The organism is Sphingomonas aliaeris (genome assembly GCF_016743815.1).
GTDB lineage: Bacteria > Pseudomonadota > Alphaproteobacteria > Sphingomonadales > Sphingomonadaceae > Sphingomonas > Sphingomonas aliaeris.
Genome location: NZ_CP061035.1, coordinates 2,805,613 through 2,828,902 on the forward strand (window position 1 = coordinate 2,805,613; position 23,290 = coordinate 2,828,902).

Annotated in this window: 20 protein-coding genes and 2 pseudogenes; 8 read left to right on the top strand and 14 right to left on the bottom strand. The window is 64.3% G+C overall.

All coding sequences use genetic code 11. From position 1 onward, the window contains the following. Positions 1–28 precede the first annotated feature (28 nt). A complete protein-coding gene (locus H5J25_RS13180; protein WP_202091680.1) occupies positions 29–694 on the bottom strand; it encodes a nitroreductase in 666 nt (221 codons plus the stop codon). 92 nt (positions 695–786) lie between these two features. Here H5J25_RS13180 and H5J25_RS13185 point away from each other — a divergent pair, with 92 nt between their 5' ends. The 3 genes from H5J25_RS13185 to H5J25_RS13195 all read left to right on the top strand — a co-directional run bounded on the left by H5J25_RS13185 (position 787) and on the right by H5J25_RS13195 (position 3,299). Next, the gene (locus H5J25_RS13185) at positions 787–1,956 is read left to right on the top strand and encodes an acetyl-CoA C-acetyltransferase (RefSeq protein ID WP_202091682.1); all 1,170 of its coding nucleotides are present in this window, start codon (positions 787–789) and stop codon (positions 1,954–1,956) included. Positions 1,957–2,016: 60 nt separating this feature from the next. Then, entirely contained in the window at positions 2,017–2,799 is a 783-nt protein-coding gene (locus H5J25_RS13190; protein WP_202091684.1) for an SDR family NAD(P)-dependent oxidoreductase, read from the top strand. Between the two features lie 65 nt (positions 2,800–2,864). Then, positions 2,865–3,299 (top strand): acyl-CoA thioesterase, encoded by a 435-nt coding sequence (locus H5J25_RS13195; protein ID WP_202091686.1) that lies wholly within the window; start codon positions 2,865–2,867, stop codon positions 3,297–3,299. An 81-nt stretch (positions 3,300–3,380) separates the two neighbouring features. On the opposite strand, the gene H5J25_RS13200 is transcribed toward H5J25_RS13195, so the two are convergent. The 9 genes and pseudogenes from H5J25_RS13200 to H5J25_RS13240 form a co-directional block, all read right to left on the bottom strand. Continuing rightward, a complete protein-coding gene (locus H5J25_RS13200; protein ID WP_202091687.1) occupies positions 3,381–5,483 on the bottom strand; it encodes an acetyl-CoA carboxylase biotin carboxylase subunit in 2,103 nt (700 codons plus the stop codon). A gap of 2 nt (positions 5,484–5,485) precedes the next feature. Next, positions 5,486–5,881, bottom strand: coding sequence for a lysozyme inhibitor LprI family protein (locus H5J25_RS13205; RefSeq protein WP_202091689.1), 396 nt, complete (start codon positions 5,879–5,881; stop codon positions 5,486–5,488). Beyond that, positions 5,878–6,909, bottom strand: coding sequence for a biotin synthase BioB (gene bioB / locus H5J25_RS13210; protein WP_202096369.1), 1,032 nt, complete (start codon positions 6,907–6,909; stop codon positions 5,878–5,880). Before bioB ends, H5J25_RS13205 begins: the two co-directional genes overlap by 4 nt. 5 nt (positions 6,910–6,914) lie before the next feature. After that, entirely contained in the window at positions 6,915–7,325 is a 411-nt protein-coding gene (locus tag H5J25_RS21680; RefSeq protein ID WP_404829616.1) for a lysozyme inhibitor LprI family protein, read from the bottom strand. Further along, positions 7,317–9,437: pseudogene (scpA, locus tag H5J25_RS13220) on the bottom strand (methylmalonyl-CoA mutase); the annotation flags it as partial. The pseudogene scpA and the gene H5J25_RS21680, both read right to left, overlap by 9 nt. A gap of 1 nt (position 9,438) precedes the next feature. Beyond that, the gene (locus H5J25_RS13225; protein WP_202091691.1) at positions 9,439–10,221 is read right to left on the bottom strand and encodes an enoyl-CoA hydratase-related protein; all 783 of its coding nucleotides are present in this window, start codon (positions 10,219–10,221) and stop codon (positions 9,439–9,441) included. A gap of 1 nt (position 10,222) precedes the next feature. Further along, positions 10,223–10,642 (bottom strand): methylmalonyl-CoA epimerase, encoded by a 420-nt coding sequence (gene mce / locus H5J25_RS13230; protein ID WP_202091693.1) that lies wholly within the window; start codon positions 10,640–10,642, stop codon positions 10,223–10,225. Continuing rightward, entirely contained in the window at positions 10,639–11,193 is a 555-nt protein-coding gene (locus H5J25_RS13235) for a hypothetical protein (protein ID WP_202091695.1), read from the bottom strand. The genes mce and H5J25_RS13235 overlap by 4 nt, the downstream gene beginning before the upstream one ends. Positions 11,194–11,276: 83 nt before the next feature. Further along, on the bottom strand, positions 11,277–12,803 hold the full coding sequence (locus H5J25_RS13240; protein ID WP_202091697.1) for an acyl-CoA carboxylase subunit beta: 1,527 nt from the start codon (positions 12,801–12,803) through the stop codon (positions 11,277–11,279). Between the two features lie 132 nt (positions 12,804–12,935). On the opposite strand from H5J25_RS13240, the pseudogene H5J25_RS21685 reads away from it, so the two are divergent. After that, positions 12,936–14,359 (top strand): annotated as a pseudogene (locus H5J25_RS21685) (helix-turn-helix domain-containing protein). Between the two features lie 48 nt (positions 14,360–14,407). Here the strand turns inward: H5J25_RS21685 and H5J25_RS13250 are convergent. Further along, a complete protein-coding gene (locus H5J25_RS13250; RefSeq protein WP_202091699.1) occupies positions 14,408–16,468 on the bottom strand; it encodes a M13 family metallopeptidase in 2,061 nt (686 codons plus the stop codon). A gap of 318 nt (positions 16,469–16,786) precedes the next feature. Here H5J25_RS13250 and H5J25_RS13255 point away from each other — a divergent pair, with 318 nt between their 5' ends. The 3 genes from H5J25_RS13255 (at position 16,787) to H5J25_RS13265 (ending at position 19,512) form a co-directional block, all read left to right on the top strand. Next, positions 16,787–17,449, top strand: coding sequence for a PEPxxWA-CTERM sorting domain-containing protein (locus tag H5J25_RS13255; protein ID WP_225883111.1), 663 nt, complete (start codon positions 16,787–16,789; stop codon positions 17,447–17,449). 132 nt (positions 17,450–17,581) lie between these two features. Further along, entirely contained in the window at positions 17,582–18,715 is a 1,134-nt protein-coding gene (locus H5J25_RS13260; RefSeq protein WP_202091701.1) for a sensor histidine kinase, read from the top strand. Further along, positions 18,712–19,512 carry a LytR/AlgR family response regulator transcription factor gene (locus tag H5J25_RS13265; protein WP_202091703.1) on the top strand — a complete coding sequence of 267 codons (801 nt, stop codon included), beginning with the start codon at positions 18,712–18,714 and terminating at the stop codon, positions 19,510–19,512. Before H5J25_RS13260 ends, H5J25_RS13265 begins: the two co-directional genes overlap by 4 nt. Positions 19,513–19,646: 134 nt before the next feature. On the opposite strand, the gene H5J25_RS13270 is transcribed toward H5J25_RS13265, so the two are convergent. Both H5J25_RS13270 and H5J25_RS13275 read right to left on the bottom strand, forming a co-directional pair. After that, positions 19,647–19,916 (bottom strand): DUF3297 family protein, encoded by a 270-nt coding sequence (locus tag H5J25_RS13270; RefSeq protein WP_202091705.1) that lies wholly within the window; start codon positions 19,914–19,916, stop codon positions 19,647–19,649. A gap of 96 nt (positions 19,917–20,012) precedes the next feature. Then, positions 20,013–20,414: a hypothetical protein gene (locus H5J25_RS13275; RefSeq protein ID WP_202091707.1), complete on the bottom strand. Its 402-nt coding sequence runs from the start codon at positions 20,412–20,414 to the stop codon at positions 20,013–20,015. Between the two features lie 207 nt (positions 20,415–20,621). On the opposite strand from H5J25_RS13275, the gene H5J25_RS13280 reads away from it, so the two are divergent. After that, entirely contained in the window at positions 20,622–21,020 is a 399-nt protein-coding gene (locus tag H5J25_RS13280) for an EVE domain-containing protein (protein WP_202091709.1), read from the top strand. Positions 21,021–21,259: 239 nt separating this feature from the next. On the opposite strand, the gene typA is transcribed toward H5J25_RS13280, so the two are convergent. Beyond that, entirely contained in the window at positions 21,260–23,095 is a 1,836-nt protein-coding gene (gene typA / locus H5J25_RS13285; protein WP_202091711.1) for a translational GTPase TypA, read from the bottom strand. Positions 23,096–23,290 lie beyond the last annotated feature (195 nt).

A 23,290-nucleotide genomic window follows, 5' to 3' on the forward strand; every position in this document is an offset into this window, starting at 1 on the left:
TGGAGAACCCCCTTCAATCCTCCGGGGATCAGGCTCGGATCGTAAGCCATTCCTCATCGGGAGCCCGCTCGCTGCGCACGCGGTTGGCGGGCTCTTCCGTATCTTCATACCCGATCGCCATGCCGCAGAAGAGCATCCGCTCGCGGGGCGTGCCCAGGAACGACGTTATGGTATCGGGATACATCGCCCAGCATTCCTGCGCGCAGGTGGCGAGCCCCGCCTCGACCGCCAACAGCATCACGTTTTGCAGGTACATGCCCAGATCGGCCCATTGCGGTGGCCCCATCTGGCGGTCGACCGTGCAGAACAAGGCCGCAGGCGCACCGAAGAACTGGAAGTTGCGCGCGAACCACGACATCCGCCCCGCTTTGTCTTCACGTGGAATGCCGATCTCGCGGTACATCGCCTCTCCGATCGCGAAGCGGCGGTCGCGATAGGGGCCGGTCAGCTTGTCGGGATAGATCGCATAGGCCGGTTCTTCCTTCTGGCCGGACGCCAGCTTCGCCATCATCTTCGCCTTCAGATCGACGAGTGGCTGCCCGACGATCACGTCGATGTGCCAGGGCTGCAGATTGCCCCCGGTCGCGGCGCGCCCGGCCTTGCGAACGATCATTTCAAGCACCGCACGATCGACCGGGCGATCCAGATATCCCCGCACCGATCGCCTTGCCGCTACGGCTTCGCTGACATTCACTGACCCGCTCCCATGGTTGCATAACCGACACTTGCCGAGTGCGGCGCTTTGGGCAAGAGAGGTTGCAAAGAACAACTGATAGGAGAGTCGAGATGCCTGAAGCCTATATCGTCGAAGCGGTCCGCACGGCCGGTGGCAAGCGCGGTGGCAAGCTCGCCGGATGGCATCCCGCCGACATGGGCGGCGCAGTTCTCGACGCGGTGATCGATCGCACGGGGATCGATCCGGCGGCGGTCGAGGACGTCATCATGGGCTGCGTCAGCCAAGGCGGCGAACAGGGTTTCCAGATTGGCCGCGGCTCCGTGCTTGCGTCCAAGCTACCGGAAAGCGTTCCGGCCGTATCGATCGACCGGCAGTGCGGATCGTCGCAACAGGCGATCCAGTTCGCGGCGCAGGCGATCATGTCCGGCACGCAGGATGTCGTGATCGCCAGTGGCGTCGAAAGCATGACGCGCGTGCCCATGGGCGCGACCGGGATGCTGTTCGCCAAGGCGGGCTTGGGCACGTCCAAGTCGCCGCGCCAGGAGGCGCGATATCCGGGCGTGCAGTTCAGCCAGTTCATGGGCGCGCAGATGATCGCCGACAAATACGGCTTCACGCGCGAACAGCTGGACGAATATGCGCTTGAATCGCACCGCCGTGCGGCGGCGGCGACCGAGCGCGGCGCCTTCAAGGATGAGATCGTCGGCCTTATGGTCGAAACGCCCGAGGGTGAGATCTGCCACGTGACGGACGAGGGCATCCGCTTCGACGCGACGTTCGAGGGCATCCACGCGGTCAAGCTGTTGCAGGAAGGCGGCGTGATCTCGGCCGCGAATGCCAGCCAGATCTGCGACGGGGCGAGCGCGGTGATGGTCGTCAGCGAACGCGCGCTGAAGGAACATGGGCTGACGCCTTTGGCCCGCATCCACAACCTGACGGTGACCGGCGGCGACCCCGTCGTGATGCTGGAGGAACCGCTGTTCGCGACCGACAAGGCGCTGAAGCGTGCCGGCATGAAGATCGAGGATATCGACCTGTACGAAGTGAACGAGGCGTTCGCGCCGGTGCCGCTCGCATGGCTGAAGCATGTCGGCGGCGATCCGGCGAAGCTGAACGTCAATGGCGGCGCGATCGCGTTGGGGCATCCGCTGGGCGCGTCGGGCACGAAGCTGATGGCGACGTTGGTACATGCGCTGCACAAGACCGGCGGGCGCTACGGCCTGCAGACGATGTGCGAAGGCGGCGGGATCGCCAACGTGACGATCGTCGAGCGGCTTTAATTGCGGGGAAGGCCGTCACCCCGGAACGGATCCGGGGTGACGCACTAAGGGGATACGATAATGAACATCGACAACACCATTTCCGCAGTCGTTACGGGCGGGTCTTCCGGGCTGGGCGAAGCGACGGCTCGCGCGCTCGCGGCCAGAGGCGTTAAGGTCGCGATCTTCGATCTTCAGGCGGATAAGGGCGAGGCGGTCGCCGCGGATATCGGCGGCGTGTTCTGCGAAGTGAACGTCACGTCGGATGAATCCGTCGATGCGGGCTTTGCCAAGGCACGCGCGGCACATGGTCAGGAATCGGTCCTGGTCTGCTGCGCTGGCACCGGCAACGCGATGAAGACCGCCAGCCGGTCGAAGGAAGACGGCAGCATCAAGCATTTCAGCCTGGAAGCCTTTAACTGGCTCATCCAGATCAATTTGGTTGGCACGTTCCGCTGCGTAGCGAAATCCGCCGCGGGCATGCTGACGCTGGAGCCGGGCGAGGATGGCGAACGCGGTGCGATCGTGATGACCGCATCCGTCGCCGCCGAAGATGGCCAGATGGGCCAGGCCGCGTACAGCGCGTCCAAGGGCGGCGTCGTGGGCATGACCCTGCCGATCGCCCGCGACCTGATGAGCGAAGGCATTCGTATCAACACGATCCTGCCGGGCATCTTCAACACCCCGCTGATGCAGGGTGCGCCGCAGGCGGTGAAGGACAATCTGGCCGCCAGCGTCCCCTTCCCCAAGCGCTTGGGCAACGCCGCCGAATATGCCAATCTCGCGCTGACCATGCTGGAAAACAGCTATTTCAACGGTGAGGACGTGCGTCTGGACGGTGCGATCCGCATGGCTCCGCGTTGACGCGCGGTGCGGCGATTGGCACGCTGTCGATCGCCGCGCGCAGACGCGGGCCCTAAGGAGAGACAATGCCACGACCCGAAGCCTGGCGGCTCGACCCCGCATCCTATCCGCACCATGACGTGATCCAGACGCGTTTCCAGGATCTGGACGTGCTGGGCCATATCAACAACGTCGCGATGGCGGGCCTGTTCGAAAGCGCACGCGTCCGCTTCAACCGCGCGATGGCACTGAGCGGGTGGCACGGCCACCGCTGGCTGGTCGCGAACATCACGCTCAACTATCTGGCAGAAGGGCACTTCCCCGGCGACGTCGAAATCTCGACCGGCATCAGCGATATCGGAACGCGCAGCTGGCAGATCCTTGCCGCGGCATTCCAGGACGGCGACTGCATCGCGACGTGCGACGCGGTACTGGTGATGAGCGGCGGCGGCGGCGCGACCGCCCTGCCCGAAGACTTCCGCGCGGGGCTGGAAAGACACAGGGTCACGCGACCGGGGTGACAGCCGTACACCGGACGAGCTCACGGCGAACCCGTGCTGGCCGGCGTATGTCACCCCGCTTTCAGATCGGACGCTACCCCCTCACTCCATCTCCAGGATCACCGCGTCAACCGCGAGACTGTCGCCGGTCTTCGCGTTGACCGACTTCACGACGCCCGCTTTCTCCGCGCGCAGGATATTCTCCATCTTCATCGCCTCCACCACGGCGAGCGCCTGCCCCGCCTCGACCTTGTCGCCGACACCCACGTCCAGCCGCATCAGCAGGCCGGGCATCGGGCACAGCAGGAACTTCGACAGATCGGGCGGGATCTTCTCGATTAGATGCTGTGCATAAGGCGCGACGTGCGCGGGGAGTACGCGCGCCTGATGCGATGCGCCGCGCGCCGTCAGCTTGAAGCCGCCGCGCGTTCTCGCGATGCGGACGATCAGTTCCTCGTCGCCGATCTGCGCCGCGACGACGCGGTCGCCGGGCGTATATTCCAGCGCGATGTCGATCTCCTCCCCGTCCACAGTCACGCCGTCGGTCGAGATCGATACGGCATGTTCGGCATCGCCGATCTTCACTGCCCAGTCGGATGGCGGGCGCAGGCGCTTGCCGAGTTGCCCGTCGATCCGGCGCGCGCGATCCGCCTCCGCCGTCGCGGCAAAGGCGGCAATCGCGGCGAAATTGCGGATCAGCGATGCGTCGGCGGGCGCACCGTGGAAACCGTCCGGATATTCCTCCGCGATGAAACCCGTCGTGATGTTGCCCGAGCGGAAGCGCGGGTGCTGCATCAGCGCCGATACGAAATCGATATTGTTGCCCGGGCCGTCGATCTCGAACGCGTCGAGCGCGGCGATCTGTTCGTCGATCGCTTCCTCGCGCGTCGGTGCCCAGGTGATCAGCTTGGCGATCATCGGGTCGTAGAACATGCTGACCTCGCCGCCCTCGCGCACGCCGTCATCGACGCGGACATAGGGCTTTAGCTCCCCTCCCGCTTGCGGGAGGGGCTGGGGGAGGGAAGTTCCGGAGAGATCGCTCGCGGCAATGCCCTCCCCTAACCCCTCCCGAAGACGGGAGGGGGATTTGTAGGGCGTCTCGACGCTGGCGGGCGGATCGTAGCGTACCAGACGCCCGATGCTCGGCAGGAATCCGCGATACGGATCTTCGGCATAGACGCGGTTCTCGATCGCCCAGCCGCTCAGCGTCACGTCGTCCTGCGTGAAGCCCAGATGCTCGCCATAAGCGACGCGGATCATCAATTCGACCAGATCGAGGCCGGTGATCGCCTCCGTCACGGGATGTTCGACCTGCAGGCGGGTGTTCATTTCGAGGAAGTAGAACCCCTCCCCGCTCGTGTCCGCGCCCGACACGATCAGTTCGACCGTACCGGCGGAATAATAGCCCACAGCGCGCGCCAGCGCGACCGCCTGCTCGCCCATCTTGCGGCGCATGTCGGGCGTGACGAAGGGCGAGGGCGCTTCCTCGACCACCTTCTGGTGGCGGCGCTGGATCGAGCATTCGCGTTCGCCGAGATAGACGATGTTGCCGTGCTGATCGCCCATCACCTGGATCTCGATGTGGCGCGGGCTTTCGATGAACTTCTCGATGAAGACGCGGTCGTCGCCGAACGACGCCAGCCCCTCGCGCTTGGTCGCCTCGAACCCCTCGCGCACGTCCTGCTCGCTATAGGCGAGGCGCATACCCTTGCCGCCGCCGCCCGCGCTGGCCTTCATCATCACCGGATAGCCGATATCGGTCGCGATCCGCACCGCTTCCTCGGTATCCGCGATCTCGCCGAGGAAACCGGGGACGACGTTGACGCCTGCCGCCTTGGCGAGTTTCTTGGATTCGATCTTGTCGCCCATCGCGGCGATGGCTTTGGGCGGCGGGCCGACGAAGGCGATCCCGGCTTCGGCACAGGCCTTCGCGAAACTCTCACGCTCCGACAGGAAGCCATAGCCCGGATGGATGCAGTCCGCTCCGGTCTCACGTGCGGCGAGCAGGATCAGGTCGGCGAGCAGATAGCTTTCGCCCGCTGGCGGTGGGCCGAGCCGCACCGCCTCGTCCGCCATCAGCACATGCGGGCTGCGCGCATCCGCGTCCGAATAGACCGCGACGGTGGCGATCCCCATCTTCTTGGCAGTGCGCATGACGCGGCATGCGATCTCGCCACGGTTGGCGACCAGAATTTTCTTGAACATCTTTACCTCAAATAGCGCACGACGCCGGAAACCCGTCGCCGGAGAAGTTCGGTCCGCTGGCGCGTCAGCGTGATCGAGCATTCAGAACCCAGTTCGCCGTAAGCTGTCCCGCCCGCTGCTTGACTTGCGACCATGCTGCATTCTGCAGCGCGATAACGAAGCCACGCGCGTTGGGACTCCAGTAGGCCCTGTGCGAGATCGGGCTTGTTTGCATTTTCGCGCCTGTTTTCGCGGTCTTCGCCGCGTAAAGCGGCTAAGGTGATAGGCCATTGTTGCGCCATCTCAGAATCTGCGAGCTGGTCCACGCGCCCCAAGCACTGGCGATAATCCAATCCGGAACGACGTGCAGCGGCGTGACAATCCGAAACCGCTGCCAGTGCGATCAATAATGCGATCACTCCGCCGCGACCCGCATCGGTTCCGCACCCGTCATCGCGCGCAGGCCGAGCTTCGCCATCAGCGCGGCGTCCGCGCTGTCGCCGGCATTTCCGGCGGTCAGCAGCTTGTCGCCGGTGAAGATCGAGTTCGCGCCGGCCATGAAGCACAGCGCTTGCGTCGCCTCCGACATGCTCTCGCGCCCGGCCGACAGGCGGACCATACTGAGCGGCATCGTGATGCGGGCGACGGCGACGGTGCGGACGAATTCGATATCGTCGATCTTGGCGAGCGGCGTATCGGCGAGCATGTCGCCCAGCACCGTTCCGCGGACCGGCACCAGCGCGTTGACCGGCACGCTTTCCGGATGGCGCGGCAGGGTGGCGAGTGCGTGGACGAAGCCGACCCTGTCCTCGCGCGTCTCGCCCATGCCGACGATGCCGCCGCAACAGACATTGATACCCGCCTCGCGCACATGCTCCAGCGTGTCGAGCCGCTCGGCGAAGGTGCGCGTGGTGATGACCTGATCGTAGCGTTCGGGCGAGGTATCGATATTGTGGTTGTAGTAATCGAGCCCCGCATCGGCGAGCATCGCGGCCTGTGACGGCGTTAGCATGCCGAGCGTCATGCAGGTTTCCATGCCCATCTGGCGCACGCCCTTCACCATCTCGACGATCGCGGGCATGTCGCGATCCTTGGGGTTGCGCCATGCGGCGCCCATGCAGAACCGCTGCGATCCGTTATCCTTCGCCTGCGCCGCCATCTGCAGCACGGCGCGCGGGTCCATCAGCTTGGTCGCCTTGACCCCGCTATCGGCGGACTTGGACTGCGAGCAATATCCGCAATCCTCCGGGCAGCCGCCGGTCTTGATCGACAGCAGGGTACACAATTGCACCTGCCCCGCGGCGTGATGGCGGCGGTGCACGGTCTGCGCCTCGTACATCAGGTCGTCGAACGGCAGGTCGAACAAAGCGGCGATCTGCGCGCGGGTCCAGTCGGTCCTGACAAGCCCCTCCACTTCAGGGGAGGGGCTTTTCGCGGCAGTCAGCATATCACTCAACGCGTCCACTCCAGCTTGCGCAATTGCACCGTTCGCTCGTCCGTCAGGCGTGTCCGGCACTGGGCGGCGGCCATGTTCTGCATCGATCCGCCGGCGAATTCGCCGCCCTCGATCACGCATTGCGCGTCGCGGAACTTGAGCCAAGCACGCTGGCTGGCGAGCGTCGCGGCGGCATAGCCGAACCCGCCGCCGCGCGACCGGTCGGCGGCGTCGCGCCGCTTCATCGCAGCATAGGTGGCGGTCCATTGGCGAGTCATGGCGGCGTCGGCACGCTTGAAGGCCGAACCCGCCGTGGCGTTCATCTGCGCCTGCGTCTGTGCGATCGCTGGCGGGGAAAGCAGGGCGGCAACAAGCAGCGCCGCACCGGATCGGAACATCATTCTGCGGCTTCCTCGATCGGGGGGCATGTTGTGGCCGAGCAGCTTTAGCACTTCGCCCGCCGCGCTCACCAGGTTCGTGCCGGGGCCGAAGATGCCCTGCACCCCGGCATCGCGCAGGAACTGATAGTCCTGCGCCGGGATCACGCCGCCCGCAATCACCTTGATGTCGCCGCGCCCGGCATCCTTCAGATGCCCGATCAGTTCGGGGATCAACGTCTTGTGCCCGGCCGCGAGGCTGGACGCGCCGACCACGTCGACGTCGCTTTGGATCGCGAGGTCGGCGGCTTCCTTCGGCGTCTGGAACAGCGGGCCGGGCACGACGTCAAACCCGAGGTCGCCGAACGCCGAGGAGACGAGGTTCGCGCCGCGATCATGCCCGTCCTGACCCATCTTCGCGACGAGCATCCGGGGTTTGCGCCCCATCCGCCGCTCGATCGAGACGACGCCCTGCTTCAGGCCCAGCCAGTTCGCATCGAATTCATGTGCGCCGCCATAGATGCCGGACACCGGCGTCGGGACGGTGTCGTAGCGGCCGAACACGTCCTCCATCGCCTGCGATATCTCACCCAGCGTCGCGCGCTGGCGGGCGCATTCCACCGCCAGTTCCAGCACGTTGGCGGTGCCGCGCGCGCCCTCGCGCAGGGCATCCAGCGCGGCCTGGCATTTCGCCTCGTCGCGGCCTGCCTTGCTCGTCTTGATGCGCGCGATCTGCGCCTCGCGCACGGCGACGTTATCGACGTCGAGGATGTCGATCGCATCTTCCTGTGCGAGGCGGTATTTGTTGACGCCGACGATGACGTCCTCGCCCTTGTCGACACGCGCCGCACGACCGGCGCTGGCTTCCTCGATCATCGCCTTGGGCCAGCCCGCTGCGACCGCCTTGGCCATGCCGCCCTCGCGTTCGACCCGCTCGATGATCTCCCACGCGCCATCGACCAGCTGCTGCGTCAGGCTTTCGATATAATAGCTGCCGCCCAGCGGATCGACGACCTTCGTCATCCCCGTTTCTTCCTGGATGACGATCTGCGTGTTGCGCGCGATGCGGGCGGAGAAATCGGTCGGCAGCGCGATCGCTTCGTCCAGCGCGTTGGTGTGGAGCGACTGCGTGCCGCCCAGCATCGCCGCCATCGCCTCGATCGTCGTGCGCATGACGTTGTTGTACGGATCCTGCTCGGTCAGCGAGACGCCGCTGGTCTGGCAATGCGTGCGCAGCATCTTGCTCCGCTCGTCTTTCGCGCCGAGGTTCGTCATCACGCGGTGCCACAGGACGCGCGCGGCGCGCAGCTTCGCGATCTCCATGAAGAAGTTCATGCCGATCGCGAAGAAGAAGGACAGGCGCCCGGCGAACTTGTCGATGTCGAGACCGCTGGCCACGCCGTATTTCACATATTCCCGGCCGTCGGCAATCGTGAAGGCGAGTTCGTGCAGCTGCGTCGCGCCGGCTTCCTGCATGTGATAGCCGCTGATCGAGATGCTGTTGAACTTCGGCATCTCGCGCGAGGTATATCCGAAGATGTCCGAGATGATCCGCATGCTCGGTTCGGGTGGGTAGATATACGTGTTGCGGACCATGAACTCCTTGAGGATGTCGTTCTGGATCGTCCCGTCGAGCTGCGCACGCGGCACGCCCTGTTCCTCGCCCGCGACGATGAAGAAGGCGAGGATCGGGATCACCGCGCCGTTCATCGTCATGCTGACCGACATCTGGTCGAGCGGAATGCCGTCGAACAGGATCTTCATGTCGTCGATCGTGTCGATCGCGACGCCCGCCTTGCCGACATCGCCCGTCACGCGCGGATGATCGCTGTCATATCCGCGGTGCGTGGCGAGATCGAAGGCGACCGACAGGCCCTTCTGACCCGCCGCGAGGTTGCGCTTGTAGAAGGCGTTGGAGGCCTCGGCAGTCGAGAAGCCGGCATATTGCCGGATCGTCCACGGGCGCCCGGCATACATGGATGCGCGCACGCCGCGCGTGAACGGCGCGAAACCGGGCAGGCCGGGATCGATATCGGCGACATCGTCCGCGGTGTAGAGCGGCTTGACCACGATCCCTTCCGGCGTGTGCCAGTCGAGATCCTTGCCCTTCACCTCCTTCGCGGCGGCTGCGGACCATTGGTCGATCGTCGGCTTGTCTGCCATGTCAGGCCCCGGTGAAGGTCGGCTTGCGCTTCTGGATGAAGGACAGGCCGCCCTCCATCGAATCCGACGTTCGGCGTGCCGCGCGCTGGTTTTCCGCCTCGCGCAGCATCGCGCCGGCATAGTCGGTTTCCAGCGCATGGGCGAGGCCGCGCTTCAGCAAGCCGTACGAAACGGTCGGTCCGGCCGCGAGCCGTTCCGCCAGCGCAAACGCTTCCGAATCCAGAGCATCGTCGGCTACGACCTTGTGGATCATGCCCCAATCGAGCGCCTTGGCCGCCGGGACCTTCTCACCCAACATCATCATCTCCGTCGCACGTGCCTTGCCGATCAACCGCGGCAACATCCAACTGGCCCCGCCATCGGGCACGAGGCCGATATTGACGAACGCCTGCAGGAAATAGCCCGTGTCGCTCGCCACGCAGAAATCGGCGGCCAGCGCGAGGCTGCAGCCGATCCCCGCCGCCGGACCGCGGACCGCGCTGACCACCGGCACGGGCAGGTCGGCGAACGCCGCCATCGTCGTGTTGTAGTTGCGGGTCAGCGCCTCGTACGTGGCCTGCGCCGGATCCTCGGCGGCGAAACTGCCGCCCGCGACATCGGCCCCCGAGCAGAAGGCACGCCTTGCGCCGGTCACCAGTACGGCGCGCGCGCCATCCAGATCGGCGATCGCATCGCGCAGTTCGTCGAACAGCTGCGGCGGCGCGGCGTTCAGCCGTTCGGGGCGGTTGAGCGTCAGCACCAGCACGGCACCGCGCCGCTCGCTCAGGATCATTTCGTAGGCCATATCAATGATCCTCTTTCGGGGTTTCCATAAGTTCTACGAGCATGCCGCCGAAGTCGCGCGGGTGGACGAAGACGATCGGCGTGCCGTGCGCGCCGATCCGGGGCGCGCCCAGGATGGTGGCGCCGTTCGCGGTCATTTCCGCCACCGCCTGGTCGATATCGGGGACTTCGAAGCAGACGTGATGCTGGCCGCCCGCCGGGTCCTTTCTAAGGAAGCCGGCGATCGGCGAGCTTTCGTCATACGGCTCGATCAGTTCGATCTGCGTGTTCGGCGCGTCGATGAAGCAGACCTTCACCCCCTGCGCGGGCAGATCGAACGGCGTCCCGATCACGTCCGCGCCGAGCAAGGTACGATAAGTCTCGATCGACTTCTCGATCGAAGGCGTCGCGACGCCGACATGATTGAGCCGCCCGAGCTTCATTTCTTGGCAGCTGCCACGGGTGGCGGCACCTGGCCCAGCGTGTAACCGCAGGCGGACAGGACCTGACGGATCGGGGCATCCGTCTTCGGCGCGTCGAACGTGGCCATGAACGCAAAGTTGGACGCGGTCGTCGTTTCGACCTGCACCGCTTTCGCCTTGGACAGGAACATCGTCAACGCGGTGACGGCAGGTGCATCGGCATTGTAGGCGACGCGGCCCTGAAACTGCCAGTCATAGGCGATGGCCGGGCCGTTATCGAACCGCAGACCGACCGATTTCGGCGCATAGGCCCCGTCGGCGGCAGGCTCCTGCAATTGCTGGCGCGACACGAACTGGACCGAGACGACCGCCTCCGCGCCTTTGTCGCACTTGACCGTCAGGCGCGACGAGCCGTCGCGTGCGATGACCGACGTGGACACCGACATGGTGCCGTTGGGGTTCGTTTTGTCGCGGACTTCCCACGCGGCAGGAGCCGGGGCAGCGGACGCGGGGGCAGCGGGCGCAGGGGCCGGTGCAGGCGCGGCGGCTTGAAGCAGGAGCAGGAGAAGCATCACGGATTCCTCATCTCGAAACGATTGGACCAGCGAGGGATAGCGCGATTCCGTCGGACTTGGCGAGCAAAGTCATACCCGCATCACAGCGGGATGTTGTCATGCTTCTTCCACGGGTTTTCCAACGCCTTGCCGCGCAGCTTGCGCAAGCCGAGCGCGATGCGGCGGCGGGTCGAGTGCGGCTGAATCACCTCGTCGATAAACCCCTTCGACGCGGCGACGAACGGATTGGCGAAGCGTGCCTCATATTGCGCGGTCTGTTCGGCGATCTCGTCCGGCGTACGCCCCCGGAAGATGATCTCGACCGCGCCCTTCGCGCCCATCACCGCGATTTCGGCAGTGGGCCAGGCATAATTGAGGTCGCCGCGCAGATGCTTGGAGGCCATCACGTCATATGCGCCGCCATACGCCTTGCGCGTGATGACGGTGATCTTCGGCACGGTCGCCTCGGCATAAGCGAACAGCAATTTCGCGCCGTGCTTGATGATGCCGTTCAGTTCCTGCGACGTACCCGGCAGGAAGCCCGGCACGTCCACGAAGGTGACGATCGGGATGTCGAACGCATCGCAGAAGCGGACGAAGCGCGCGGCCTTCTTGGACGAATTGATGTCGAGGCACCCGGCGAGCACCATCGGCTGATTGGCGACGAAGCCGACCGTCCGCCCCTCGATCCGGCCGAACCCGACGATGATATTCGCCGCATGCGTCGGCTGCACCTCGAAGAAATCGCCTTCGTCGACCGTTTTGCGGATCAGTTCGTGCATGTCGTACGGCTGGTTCGCGCTGGCCGGGACCAACGTGTCCAGGCTGTCCTCGATCCGGTCCCACGGATCGGACGAGGGACGTTCCGGCACCGCTTCGCGGTTCGACAAGGGAAGGAAGTCCACGAAGTCGCGGGCCGCGAGCAGCGCCTCGATATCGTTTTCGAAGGCCACATCAGCGACCCCCGACTTCGTGGTATGCGTCACCGCTCCACCCAAATCCTCCTGCGTGACGATCTCGTTGGTAACGGTCTTCACTACATCGGGTCCGGTGACGAACATGTATGAGCTATCCTTCACCATGAAGATGAAGTCGGTCATGGCGGGGGAATAGACGGCACCCCCGGCGCATGGTCCCATGATGAGGGAAATCTGCGGCACGACGCCGCTGGCCAGCACGTTGCGCTGGAACACTTCCGCGTAACCGCCGAGCGATGCGACGCCTTCCTGGATGCGCGCACCGCCGGAATCGTTGAGGCCGATCACGGGCGCGCCGACCTTCAGCGCCATGTCCATGATCTTGCAGATCTTCTGCGCGTGCCGTTCGGACAGCGAGCCGCCGAACACGGTGAAATCCTGGCTGAAGACGAAGACGAGACGGCCGTTGATCGTGCCCGAACCGGTGACGACGCCGTCGCCCGGGACGATCTGGTCCTGCATGCCGAAATCGACGCAATTATGCTCGACATACATATCGAGTTCCTCGAACGAGCCGTGATCGAGCAGCACGTCGAGCCGTTCGCGTGCGGTCAGCTTGCCCTTGGCATGCTGTGCCGCGATCCGCTTCGTTCCCCCACCCAGCCGTGCAGCTTCACGCTTGCGTTCCAGTTCGGCGAGGGTCGAGGACATCGGCAGGCTCCGTCTTTACGAGGCGGCACTTCTTCCCGCCAACGCGGACAAATGCAAATGTGAATTTGCGAAGTTGCGAAGCATCGGGTTGCGAAGTACCGCTCGGTTCTCGCCCCGCGAAAGGTTCGATTATTGCCCCGCCCTGCCCGCGTTTTCGCCGGAGAACAGTTGCGCAGCCTGCGCGCATCGGCTGGCCTCAATCAGGCGGCGATGGCCGCGCGACTGGGCGTGTCGGTGAGTTATCTGTCGCAACTGGAAAGCGGTGCGCGGCCGCTGACGCCGAGCGTGACTGCGGCGCTCCGTCGGCATCATCCACTCGCGCTGGCGGGAATCGAGGATGCAGCACCCGCTTTGCGGCTGTCGGCGCTCGCCAATGCGCTGGCCGATCCATTGCTGCCGGCCGCCCCGCCGCCCGATGCGATCGCGCGGCTGGCGGAGGAACGGCCGGAAATCGCGGACCGCTTCATCGCGCTGCACGGGGCGATGCGCGCGGCGGAGGAACGGTTGCAGAAGGTCGAGGAATCGCTGGCGGCGGGGACGGCGGGCGCCGGCCATGGGAAGCGGTGCGCGACTGGTTTCACCTGGGCGGCAATTACGTCGATGCGCTGGACCGGGCGGCGGAGGCGCTGGCTGCGACCCTGTCGCTCGATCCGCAGGGGAACCGCGATGCTGTGTGGGCACCGGCGATGGCGGGGGCGCAGATGCGGCTGGTCGCCGCGCTTCGCGATGCCGGGATCGCGGTGGCGACCGACGTACGGGAAGGCGCGCTGGCATCGTTCGACGGAACCACGCTGACGCTGGGTGCGATGCTGCCGGAGGAGAGCCGCACGTTCCTGCTCGCGCACCGGCTGACCGCGACGCTGTTTGCCGGGCGGATCGAGGAGATCGTGGCGGATGCGCCGCTGCCGAACGAGGCGGCGCGCAACCTGCTGCGGATCGGGCTGGCCAATTATGCGGCCGGGGCGCTGATGATGCCCTATACCGCATTCCGTCGCGCGGCGCGGGAGATGCGGCATGATATCGACCGGTTGTGCCGCAGGTTCGGCGTCAGTTTCGAACAGGCGTGCCACCGCCTGTCGACGTTGCAGCGTCCGGGCGCGGAGGGCATCCCCTTCTATTTCTGCCGCGTCGACATGGCGGGAAACATCACCAAGCGGCACAGCGCGACGCGGTTCCAGTTCGCGCGGTTCGGCGGGGCATGCCCGTTATGGATCGTGCACGAAGCGGTCGCGATCCCCGACCGGATCGTCGTCCAGCATGCGGAGACACCGGACGGCGTGCGTTACGTCTCGATGGCGAAGGGGCTGGTCAAGCCGAGCGGCAGCTTCACACGCACCCCGCGCCGTTATGCGGTGACGCTGGGATGCGAGGCCGAGCATGCCGCCGACTTCGTCTATGCCGATGCGCTAGACCGGTCGGCACCCGCGACGCCGATCGGGATATCCTGTCGCCTGTGCCCACGCGACGATTGCGACCAGCGGGCATTTCCGCCCGCGGATCGGGGGATCGCGGTCGACCCGGCGGCACGCGGCATCGTGCCGTACCGGGTGGTGTGAACGCTATCGGTGTGAACGGGGCGGGTTTTATCCCGCCCCGTCCGCCACTTACCAGATGTGCACGCGGTCCGCAGGCGCGAGGTACAGCTTGTCGCCGGGCTTCACGTTGAACGCCGTATACCAGGCATCGACGTTACGAACGATGCCGTTGACGCGGTAGAAAGGCGGCGAGTGCGGGTCGGTCAGCAGCCGCGCACGCGCCGCACCTTCACGCAGCTTCGACTGCCAAGCCTGCGCATAGGACAGGAAGAAGCGCTGGTCACCGGTCAGCCCGTCGATCGTCTTCGCCTTGCCGTGCGTCGCCTGATACTTCTGATAGGCGGCATAGGCGGTCTCGATCCCGCCGAGATCGCCGATATTCTCGCCCAAGGTCAGCCCACCCTTGATCCGCGTGCCGGGGATCGGTTCGTAGCCGTCATACTGCTTGCTGAGCGCAGCGGTCCGCTCGGTGAAAGCCTTGCGGGCTTCGGGCGTCCACCAATTCTCGAACTTGCCCGTGGGGCCGAACTGGCTGCCCTGATCGTCGAAGCCGTGGCCCATTTCGTGGCCGATGATCGCACCGATCGCACCGTAATTGACCGCCGCATCCGCCTTCGGATCGAAATACGGCGCTTGCAGGATCGCCGCCGGGAACGTGATCTGGTTGGCCAGCGGGTTGTAATAGGCGTTCACCGTCTGCGGCGTCATGTTCCACAGCGTGCGGTCGACCGGCTTCTTCAGACGATCGAGATCAAGCTGATGCTGGAATTCGGCCGAGCGCATCGTGTTGCCGACCGGATCGTTGCGATCGATCTTCAGCGCCGAATAATCGATATACTTGACCGGGTGGCCGATCCGCGGGTCGAACGCGGCAAGTTTCGCCAGCGCCTGTTCCTTGGTCTTCGGATCCATCCAGTTGTTGGCGGTGATCCGTTCCTTGTACGCGGCGCGCAGATTGGCGATCAGCTCGTTCATCTTCGCCTCGCTCTCGGGCGGATAGTGGCGCTTGACGTAGATCTCGCCGATCGCTTCGCCCATCGAACCGTTGACCGCCGCCAGACCGCGCTTCCACCGGGCACGCTGTTCCGGCTGATCGGACAGTGCCTTGCCGTAGAAGGCGAAGGTCGCGTCGTCGAACGACTTGGGCAGCACGCCCGACTTGGACGAGGCGAAGCGGAACTTCATCCAGTCCTGCCACGTCGAAACGGGCGTCGCGGCGAAGATCTTGCCGAGACCGGTCAGCGCGGTCGACTGGGTCATGATGACGATCGGAAAGCCTTCATAGCCGGCCGTCTTCAACTGCAGGTCCCAGTCGAATTCGGGGGCGAGCGCCTTGCGCTGCGCGGCGTCCATCGGCTTCAGCAGCTTCACGAGATCGCGCGACTGTTCCGGCGACCACTGGACCTTCGCCATCTCGGTTTCGAGCGCGATGATGCGATCGGCCCGGGCGCTGGCATCCGCGGCGGTCTTGGCGACGCCGGACAGCGTCAGCATCTGCGCGACATAGGCGCGGTAGGCGGCGCGGAACCCGTCATACTTCGCGCCGGGCAGCAGGTAATAATCGCGCCCGCCCATGCCGAGATCGCCTTGCCCCGCAGCGACGGTATAGCGGCTGGGATCGGACGGGTTGGGCAGCTGTCCCACGCCGACCGGTGCAGCATAGCCTTCGGTCGCGAACAGGACCTGCAGCTTCGACCGGTCGTTCGCCGCATCGATCTTCGCGAAATATGGCGCGAGCGGTGCGGCACCGCGCTGCTCGATCGCGGCCTGATCCATGAAGCCGGCATAGAGATCGCCGAGCTGCTTCGCGCCCGCGCCGGTGGCCTCGGGATTGCTCGCGGCATCGGCGAGGATCTGCTTCACCTGCAGTTCCGCCTGATCCGAGAGGATCACCGATGGGCCAGCGGAGGTGCGGTCCGCCGCGATCTGCGTACGTGCATCCCAGCCGCCATTCGCGAAGGTCCAGAAATCGTCACCCGGCTTGACCGACGGATTGCGCGCGGTCGTGTCGATCCCGAACGTGCCGTAGACCGGACCGGATTTAGTCGCCGCATCCTGCGACACAGCGGGCAAGGCGAAGGCGATGACGGCGGTGGCCGCAGACAGGCGGGCGATGATGGACAGTCGCAAATTCGGTACCCCTCACTTCAAGTGTATTGGCGATGCATAGCGCTGCGTCCCGGCAGCGGCAATCGGCAAACAGCGCGGCAAATCAGACAGATAGAATATGCCGATAACCGACTGGGCATGACGATCGGGCGTCGCTCGCCCTCGCCGAAGCCCCACCGGTCTTTACCAGTCCACGCAGCGAGCGGCTGTAAGAAGATCTTACATTAACCAAAGGTTTCGCCGCCGTTTACCACCGAGACTCGCTGGATTCTTAACTTGGCACGTCGATTGCTGATGACGACGCATGATCGCTGTTCGGCGGGGTCAAGGAAAAAGACTATGAAGAAGATCATTACCAGCGCTATCCTTTCCGCTGCCATCCTGGCCGGCGCACCGGCCTTTGCCGCGACCGTGATCAATACGACGCACGGCGCTGCCAAGTTCGAACTGGGCAGCTATGGCGGCAGCACGACCTATGGCCAGACCTTCAAGGTCGGTACCGATGCGATGCTCAATTCCTATTCGATGTTCCTGACCAAGATGACGTCCGAGAACTTCCAGTTCAAATCGTACATCTACCAGTGGAATGGCAGCGGCGTTACCGGCCCTGCGCTCTTCACCAGCGCATCGCATCAGGCGAGCATCGGCGACGACCGCGAATACGTGTTTTCCACGACGGGCCTGAAACTGGCGCCCAACACGCAATATGTCGCCATGTTGACCGTCGACGGCGCGCCGAACAATGCCTTCGGAACGATGATGCCGATCGTCGCCAACACGACCTATTCCGGCGGAAGCTTCGTGTTCACCAATACCAACGCTTTCGGCGGAAATTGGGACTGTGGCGAACAATGCAACTTCGGCGACGCCTGGCTCAAGGCTTCGTTTTCCGCGGCAGTTCCCGAGACGGCTACGTGGGGGATGATGATCGCCGGCTTCGGCGTGGTCGGCGCCGCGCTGCGCACGCGCCGCCGCAGCATCAGGATCGCGTCCGCCGCCTGACGATCCACCCCCGTCAATCCATCAAGCCGCCGCCGAAAGGCCGGCGGCTTTTTGCTGTTTGTCGGGATCAGGCCGGACGGACGTGCGGGCCAGACTTTGCGCTCTGCGGCCCCCTTCTGTAAGACGCGGCGCATGCCAGCCCTGCCCCGCCCGGCTTTGAAGAAGCCCGATCTCTTCACCCGGCCCTTCTTCGAACAGAAAAGCCGGGCATTCTGGCGACTGCAGGCGGCGGGGTGGACTGGCTATCTGATCCTGCGCAGCGTTTCGAGCATATCGAACGGGCCATCGCTGGACGTGATCATCCCGGTCGTGATCGAATCGATCGTCGGATATTGCATCACTTTGCTACTATCGACGCTGTACGGCGTGTATCGCGGATTGCCGCGTATCAGCGGCATCCTGCTGACGATGATAACGCTCGCGATCGCGACATTGCTCTATTCGGTGCTCGACGCCTTCTCCTTCTCGTTCATCAAGCTGGCCAATCCGGGGCTGAACCTGAACCTCGTGCTCGGCACGGTCTTCCTGAATTTCACCGTGCTGGCGGGCTGGTCCGCGCTGTATTTCGGGATCAATTTCTACCTGATCGTCGAGGAGCAGATCGACCAGCTGCAGGCATTGGGCAACCAGGCGTCGTCGGCGCAGCTGGCGATGCTGCGGTACCAGTTGAACCCGCATTTCCTGTTCAACACGCTCAATTCCATCTCCACGCTGGTGCTGTTGAAGCAGACCGAGCGCGCCAATGCGATGCTGATGCGGCTGTCCTCGTTCCTGCGCTATACGCTGGCGAACGAGCCGACTGCGAACGTGACGATCCAGCAGGAGGTCGAGACGCTGAAGCTGTATCTGGAAATCGAGAAGATGCGCTTCGAGGACCGGCTGCGGCCGCGCTTCGAGATCGACATGCGCGTCGAAAAGGCGCGATTGCCGTCACTGCTGCTCCAGCCGCTGGTCGAGAACGCGATCAAATACGCCGTAACTCCCAAAGAGGAAGGCGCGGAAATCGCGGTGATAGCGCGGCTCAGCGGAGATCGCGTGCAGATCGCCGTATCCGACACCGGGCCGGGGTTGAATGAAACGAAAGCGCGTCCATCCCTTTCAACCGGGGTCGGCCTTGCCAATATCAGGGAGCGATTGGCGCAGGCGTACGGCCCCGATCACAGTTTCGAGACACGCTCGCTACCAGGCGGCGGGTATGAGGTCGAAATCGAGATACCGTTCCAGCTCGACGAGCCGGCGCGGGAACCGACAAGAGAGGTTGCATGACGATTAGAACGATTTTGGTGGATGACGAGCCGCTGGCGATCCAGGGCCTCGAACTCCGCCTTGCCGCGCATGAAGATGTCGAGATCATCGACAAGTGCCAGAACGGCCGCGAGGCGATCCGCGCGATCAAGACACACAAGCCCGATCTCGTCTTCCTCGACATCCAGATGCCCGGCTTCGACGGTTTCTCGGTCGTGCAGGGATTGATGGAGGTCGAACCGCCGCTGTTTGTCTTCGTGACCGCCTATTCCGATCATGCGCTGAAGGCGTTCGAGGCGCAGGCGGTGGATTATCTGATGAAGCCCGTGGAGGAAGCGCGGCTGGCCGACACGATCGAACGCGTGCGCCAGCGCCTGGCCGAAAAGCGCGGCGTCGAGGAAGTCGATCGGCTGAAGGAAGTGCTGGCCGAAGTCGCCCCCGACAGCGTGGGCGACATCACCGATGGCGGCGACCAGGTGTCATCGAACCGGTTCGAGAAGCTCATCAACATCAAGGATCGCGGCCAGATATTCCGCGTGGACGTCGATACGATCGAGCGGATCGACGCGGCCGGCGATTATATGTGCATCTATACCGGCGACAACACGCTGATCCTGCGCGAAACGATGAAGGATCTGGAGAAAAGGCTGGACCCGCGCCGGTTCCAGCGCGTGCACCGGTCGACGATCGTCAACCTGGATCTCGTCAAGGAAGTGAAGCCGCACACCAATGGCGAATGCTTCCTGGTGCTCGGATCGGGTGCGCAGGTGAAGGTATCGCGCTCGTACCGCGACGTGGTGGCGCGCTTCGTCCACTGATCGGCGATAGCGTCATAGAACCACCCCCTTCGTGCTGAGCTTGTCGAAGCACTGCCCTTTCGAGCGGCGTATGCGCGGCGAGAAGAATGCAGCCCTTCGACAGGCTCAGGGCGAACGGAGTGGCTGGTTTGGCTTTACTGTTCGTTCGGCTCTTCGGCGCCGTCGGCCGGGTGTTCGTACCACGCCTCGACCGGGCCGCTATATTTCAGCGTCAGCGGATTGCCCTTGCGATCGACCTTCTTGCCGAGCGCGACGCGGATCCAGCCTTCGGAAATGCAATATTCCTCCACATCGTGACGTTCGCGATCGTTGAAGCGAATGCCGATGCCGCGCGCCAATTTGTCTTCGTCGAAGAACGGGCTGCGGGGGTTGGAGGACAGGCGATCTGGGGGAGTGTCGGTCATGGGGCGTGCCTTTGACGCAAAATGCGCGCGGACGCCAGATGCCATAGGCTAAAACGAAGAACGGCGCCGGATCGCTCCGGCGCCGTCCTCATCGGATCAGTAGCAGACGCGAACCCGCGTGCCGCGACCGTAATAGGGGTCCCACCGCCGCTCGACACGGCAGTCGCGATAATAACCGCCGCCTCCGCGATAATAGCCACGATCGCGGTAGTAGCCGCGCGGCGGATAATAGCCGCGATCGTAATAGCCGTTATAGCCACGGTCGTAATAGCCGCCGCGATATCCGCGATCATAGTAACGGTCGCGATTGTTCGACGCGAGTGCTGCACCGATCGCAAGACCGGCAATGCCCGCGACGACTGCTGTACCGGTACCATTGCCGCCGCGGTGGTAGTAACGATCGCCGCGATAGCGCTGCGCATCGGCGGGTGCCGCGGCGGTCAGTGCGGTTGCCGCGAGGGCTACGCCCAGGCCGGCCTTCTTGATCACGCTGTTCATGTTCATACTCCTCATGCCAGCAAGCCATTTGATCCTGTGCGAACAACGCGGGAATCGGCTAGCTTGTTGCAATCGTTACACTTGCCGGACTGAACGGGCGCGGAATGCGATGTTTAGCGCAGGTTCAGGCGGCGGGCGACGCAGGCGAGATTGTCATGGCGACCGGACAGGTCGATAATTCCGAACGGATCACAGGACGGAACGCGCATGGCATATTGGCTGCTGAAATCGGAACCGGAAACTTATGGCTGGGACGATCTCGTCGTCGAGCAACGCACCGAGTGGACTGGAGTCCGCAACCCCGCCGCCGCTTTGCACCTGAAGGCAATGGAGGTGGGCGACCGGGCGTTCTTTTATCATTCGGGCAAGGCGAAAGCGGTCGTCGGCATCGCCCAGGTGACCAGTACCGCGCGACAGGATGGGGACGAACCACGCTGGGTCTCGGTCGAAATCGCGCCCGTGGCTCCGCTGGAGGTGCCGGTGACCCTGGCGGCGATGAAGGCTGACCCTGCGCTGGCGGAGATGGCCGTGGTGCGGCAGGGGCGGTTGTCGGTGTCGCCGGTTACCGAGGCGGAATGGGCGGCGATCGTGGCGATGGGCGGGTGATCGTCGGGGAGCGCGTTGAATGAGTGCCGGGGGCTCGCCTACCCTACCCCGTTCGTTTCGAGCGAAGTCGAGAAACCGCTCCCGGTACCTGAGGCATGTTTCTCGACTTCGCTCGAAACGAACGGAAGGTGGTTCAGGATTGAAATAGCTGCTGGCGTGCCGATAGTCAGGGCCTTGCTCAGCAAAAAGGGCGCCCGGATCGCTCCGGACGCCCTTCTGATTTCGGTCGATGACCCGCCTTACGCTACCTTGGCGCGGCTCGCCTTCTTGCGTTCGTGCGGATCGAGGTGGCGCTTGCGTAGGCGGATCGACTTGGGGGTCACTTCGACCATTTCGTCGTCATCGACATAGGCGATGGCCTGTTCCAGCGTCATCTTCTTCGGCGGCGTGAGGCGGATCGCGTCGTCCTTGCCGCCGCTGGCGCGGAAGTTGGTGAGCTGCTTCGCCTTCATCGGGTTGACTTCGAGATCGTCGTTCTTGGCGTTCTCGCCGACGATCATGCCCTCATACAGCTGCTCGCCGTGGCCGACGAACAGGATGCCGCGTTCCTCGAGCGGGCCAAGCGCGTAGGAATTGGCTTCGCCTGCGCCGTTCGAGATCAGAACGCCGTTCTTGCGGCCTTCGATCTTGCCCTTGTGGGGGCCGTATTTCTCGAACAGGCGGTTCATGATCCCGGTGCCGCGCGTGTCGGACAGGAATTCGCCGTGATAGCCGATCATGCCGCGCGACGGGGCGCTGAACGTGATGCGGGTCTTGCCGCCGCCCGAGGGACGCATGTCGGTCATCTCGGCCTTGCGGACGTTCATCTTCTCGACCACGGTGCCCGAATATTCCTCGTCCACGTCGATGATGACGGTCTCGTAGGGCTCGGTCTTGTTGCCGTCCTCGTCCTCGGCGAACAGCACGCGCGGGCGGCTGATACCGAGTTCGAAGCCTTCGCGGCGCATCGTCTCGATCAAGACACCCAGCTGAAGCTCGCCGCGGCCGGCTACTTCGTAGCTGTCACGGTCGGACGCTTCGGTCACCTTCACGGCAACGTTCGATTCCGCTTCGCGGAACAGGCGGTCGCGGATCATGCGGCTGGTCACCTTGGTGCCCTCGCGGCCCGCCATCGGCGAATCGTTCACGGCAAAGCGCATCGACAGCGTCGGCGGATCGATCGGCTGCGCGTGCAGCGGTTCGGTCACCGAGGGATCGCAGATCGTGTCGGACACGGTCGCGGTGGTCAGGCCGGCGAGGCTGATGATGTCGCCCGCCTGCGCTTCGTCGGTCGGCACGCGTTCCAGACCGCGAAACGTCATGATCTTCGACGCGCGGCCCGTCTCGACGATCTTGCCGTCATTGTTGAGCGCGTGGATCGGCATGTTCGTCTTCACCGAACCCGAGAAAACCATGCCGGTGAGGATGCGGCCGAGGAAGTTGTCGCGGTCCAGCAAAGTAACGAGGAACTTGAACGGGCCATCCGGATCGGCCGAGGGCGGCGGGATATGGCTGACGATGGTTTCGAACATCGGCGTCAGCGTGCCTTCGCGGGCATTCTCGTCCTTGCTCGCATAGCCGTTGCGGCCCGATGCGTAGAGGACTGGGAAGTCGAGTTGCTCGTCGGTCGCTTCGAGGCTGACGAACAGGTCGAACACTTCGTCGAGCACTTCCTGGATTCGCGCGTCGCTGCGATCGACCTTGTTGACGACGACGATCGGGCGAAGGCCCAGCGCCAGCGCCTTGCCGGTGACGAACTTGGTCTGCGGCATCGCGCCTTCGGCCGAATCGACCAGCAGGATCACGCCATCGACCATCGACAGGATGCGCTCCACTTCGCCGCCGAAATCGGCGTGGCCGGGCGTATCGACGATGTTGATGCGCGTCGCGACGCCGGCGCCGTCGATCCATTCGATCGAGGTCGGCTTGGCGAGAATCGTGATGCCGCGCTCTTTTTCGAGATCGTTCGAGTCCATCGCGCGTTCCTCGACGCGCTGATTGTCTCGGAACGTACCCGACTGGCGGAACAGCTGGTCGACGAGGGTCGTCTTGCCGTGATCGACGTGCGCGATGATCGCCACATTGCGGAGGCTCATAAGGGTATCCGGTGCTTTAGCTTGAGATGTAGCGCGCGCCCCTAGCGCAAATGTTGCGTTGCGGGAAGGGGGTCAGTCGATACGATGCCGGAACCGTCCGGCGAAACCGGGCGCCCGGAACCTCTCGACAGGCGTATTAGTTGAACGATACACTTGAACGCTGCGCCAATCCCCTTCATCTAGCGGGGAAGCGTA

Excerpts from the sequence above, each read along its gene's own strand:
- mce (WP_202091693.1), bottom strand. The coding sequence starts at position 10,642 with ATGAAGCTCGGGCGGCTCAATCATGTCGGCGTCGCGACGCCTTCGATC.
- H5J25_RS13185 (WP_202091682.1), top strand. The coding sequence starts at position 787 with ATGCCTGAAGCCTATATCGTCGAAGCGGTCCGCACGGCCGGTGGCAAG.
- H5J25_RS21680 (WP_404829616.1), bottom strand. The coding sequence starts at position 7,325 with ATGCCCCCCGATCGAGGAAGCCGCAGAATGATGTTCCGATCCGGTGCG.
- typA (WP_202091711.1), bottom strand. The coding sequence starts at position 23,095 with ATGAGCCTCCGCAATGTGGCGATCATCGCGCACGTCGATCACGGCAAG.
- H5J25_RS13260 (WP_202091701.1), top strand. The coding sequence starts at position 17,582 with ATGCCAGCCCTGCCCCGCCCGGCTTTGAAGAAGCCCGATCTCTTCACC.
- H5J25_RS13265 (WP_202091703.1), top strand. The coding sequence starts at position 18,712 with ATGACGATTAGAACGATTTTGGTGGATGACGAGCCGCTGGCGATCCAG.
- H5J25_RS13235 (WP_202091695.1), bottom strand. The coding sequence starts at position 11,193 with ATGCTTCTCCTGCTCCTGCTTCAAGCCGCCGCGCCTGCACCGGCCCCT.
- H5J25_RS13190 (WP_202091684.1), top strand. The coding sequence starts at position 2,017 with ATGAACATCGACAACACCATTTCCGCAGTCGTTACGGGCGGGTCTTCC.
- bioB (WP_202096369.1), bottom strand. The coding sequence starts at position 6,909 with ATGCTGACTGCCGCGAAAAGCCCCTCCCCTGAAGTGGAGGGGCTTGTC.
- H5J25_RS13275 (WP_202091707.1), bottom strand. The coding sequence starts at position 20,414 with ATGAACAGCGTGATCAAGAAGGCCGGCCTGGGCGTAGCCCTCGCGGCA.
- H5J25_RS13240 (WP_202091697.1), bottom strand. The coding sequence starts at position 12,803 with ATGTCCTCGACCCTCGCCGAACTGGAACGCAAGCGTGAAGCTGCACGG.
- H5J25_RS13195 (WP_202091686.1), top strand. The coding sequence starts at position 2,865 with ATGCCACGACCCGAAGCCTGGCGGCTCGACCCCGCATCCTATCCGCAC.
- H5J25_RS13280 (WP_202091709.1), top strand. The coding sequence starts at position 20,622 with ATGGCATATTGGCTGCTGAAATCGGAACCGGAAACTTATGGCTGGGAC.
- H5J25_RS13255 (WP_225883111.1), top strand. The coding sequence starts at position 16,787 with ATGAAGAAGATCATTACCAGCGCTATCCTTTCCGCTGCCATCCTGGCC.
- H5J25_RS13225 (WP_202091691.1), bottom strand. The coding sequence starts at position 10,221 with ATGGCCTACGAAATGATCCTGAGCGAGCGGCGCGGTGCCGTGCTGGTG.
- H5J25_RS13200 (WP_202091687.1), bottom strand. The coding sequence starts at position 5,483 with ATGTTCAAGAAAATTCTGGTCGCCAACCGTGGCGAGATCGCATGCCGC.
- H5J25_RS13270 (WP_202091705.1), bottom strand. The coding sequence starts at position 19,916 with ATGACCGACACTCCCCCAGATCGCCTGTCCTCCAACCCCCGCAGCCCG.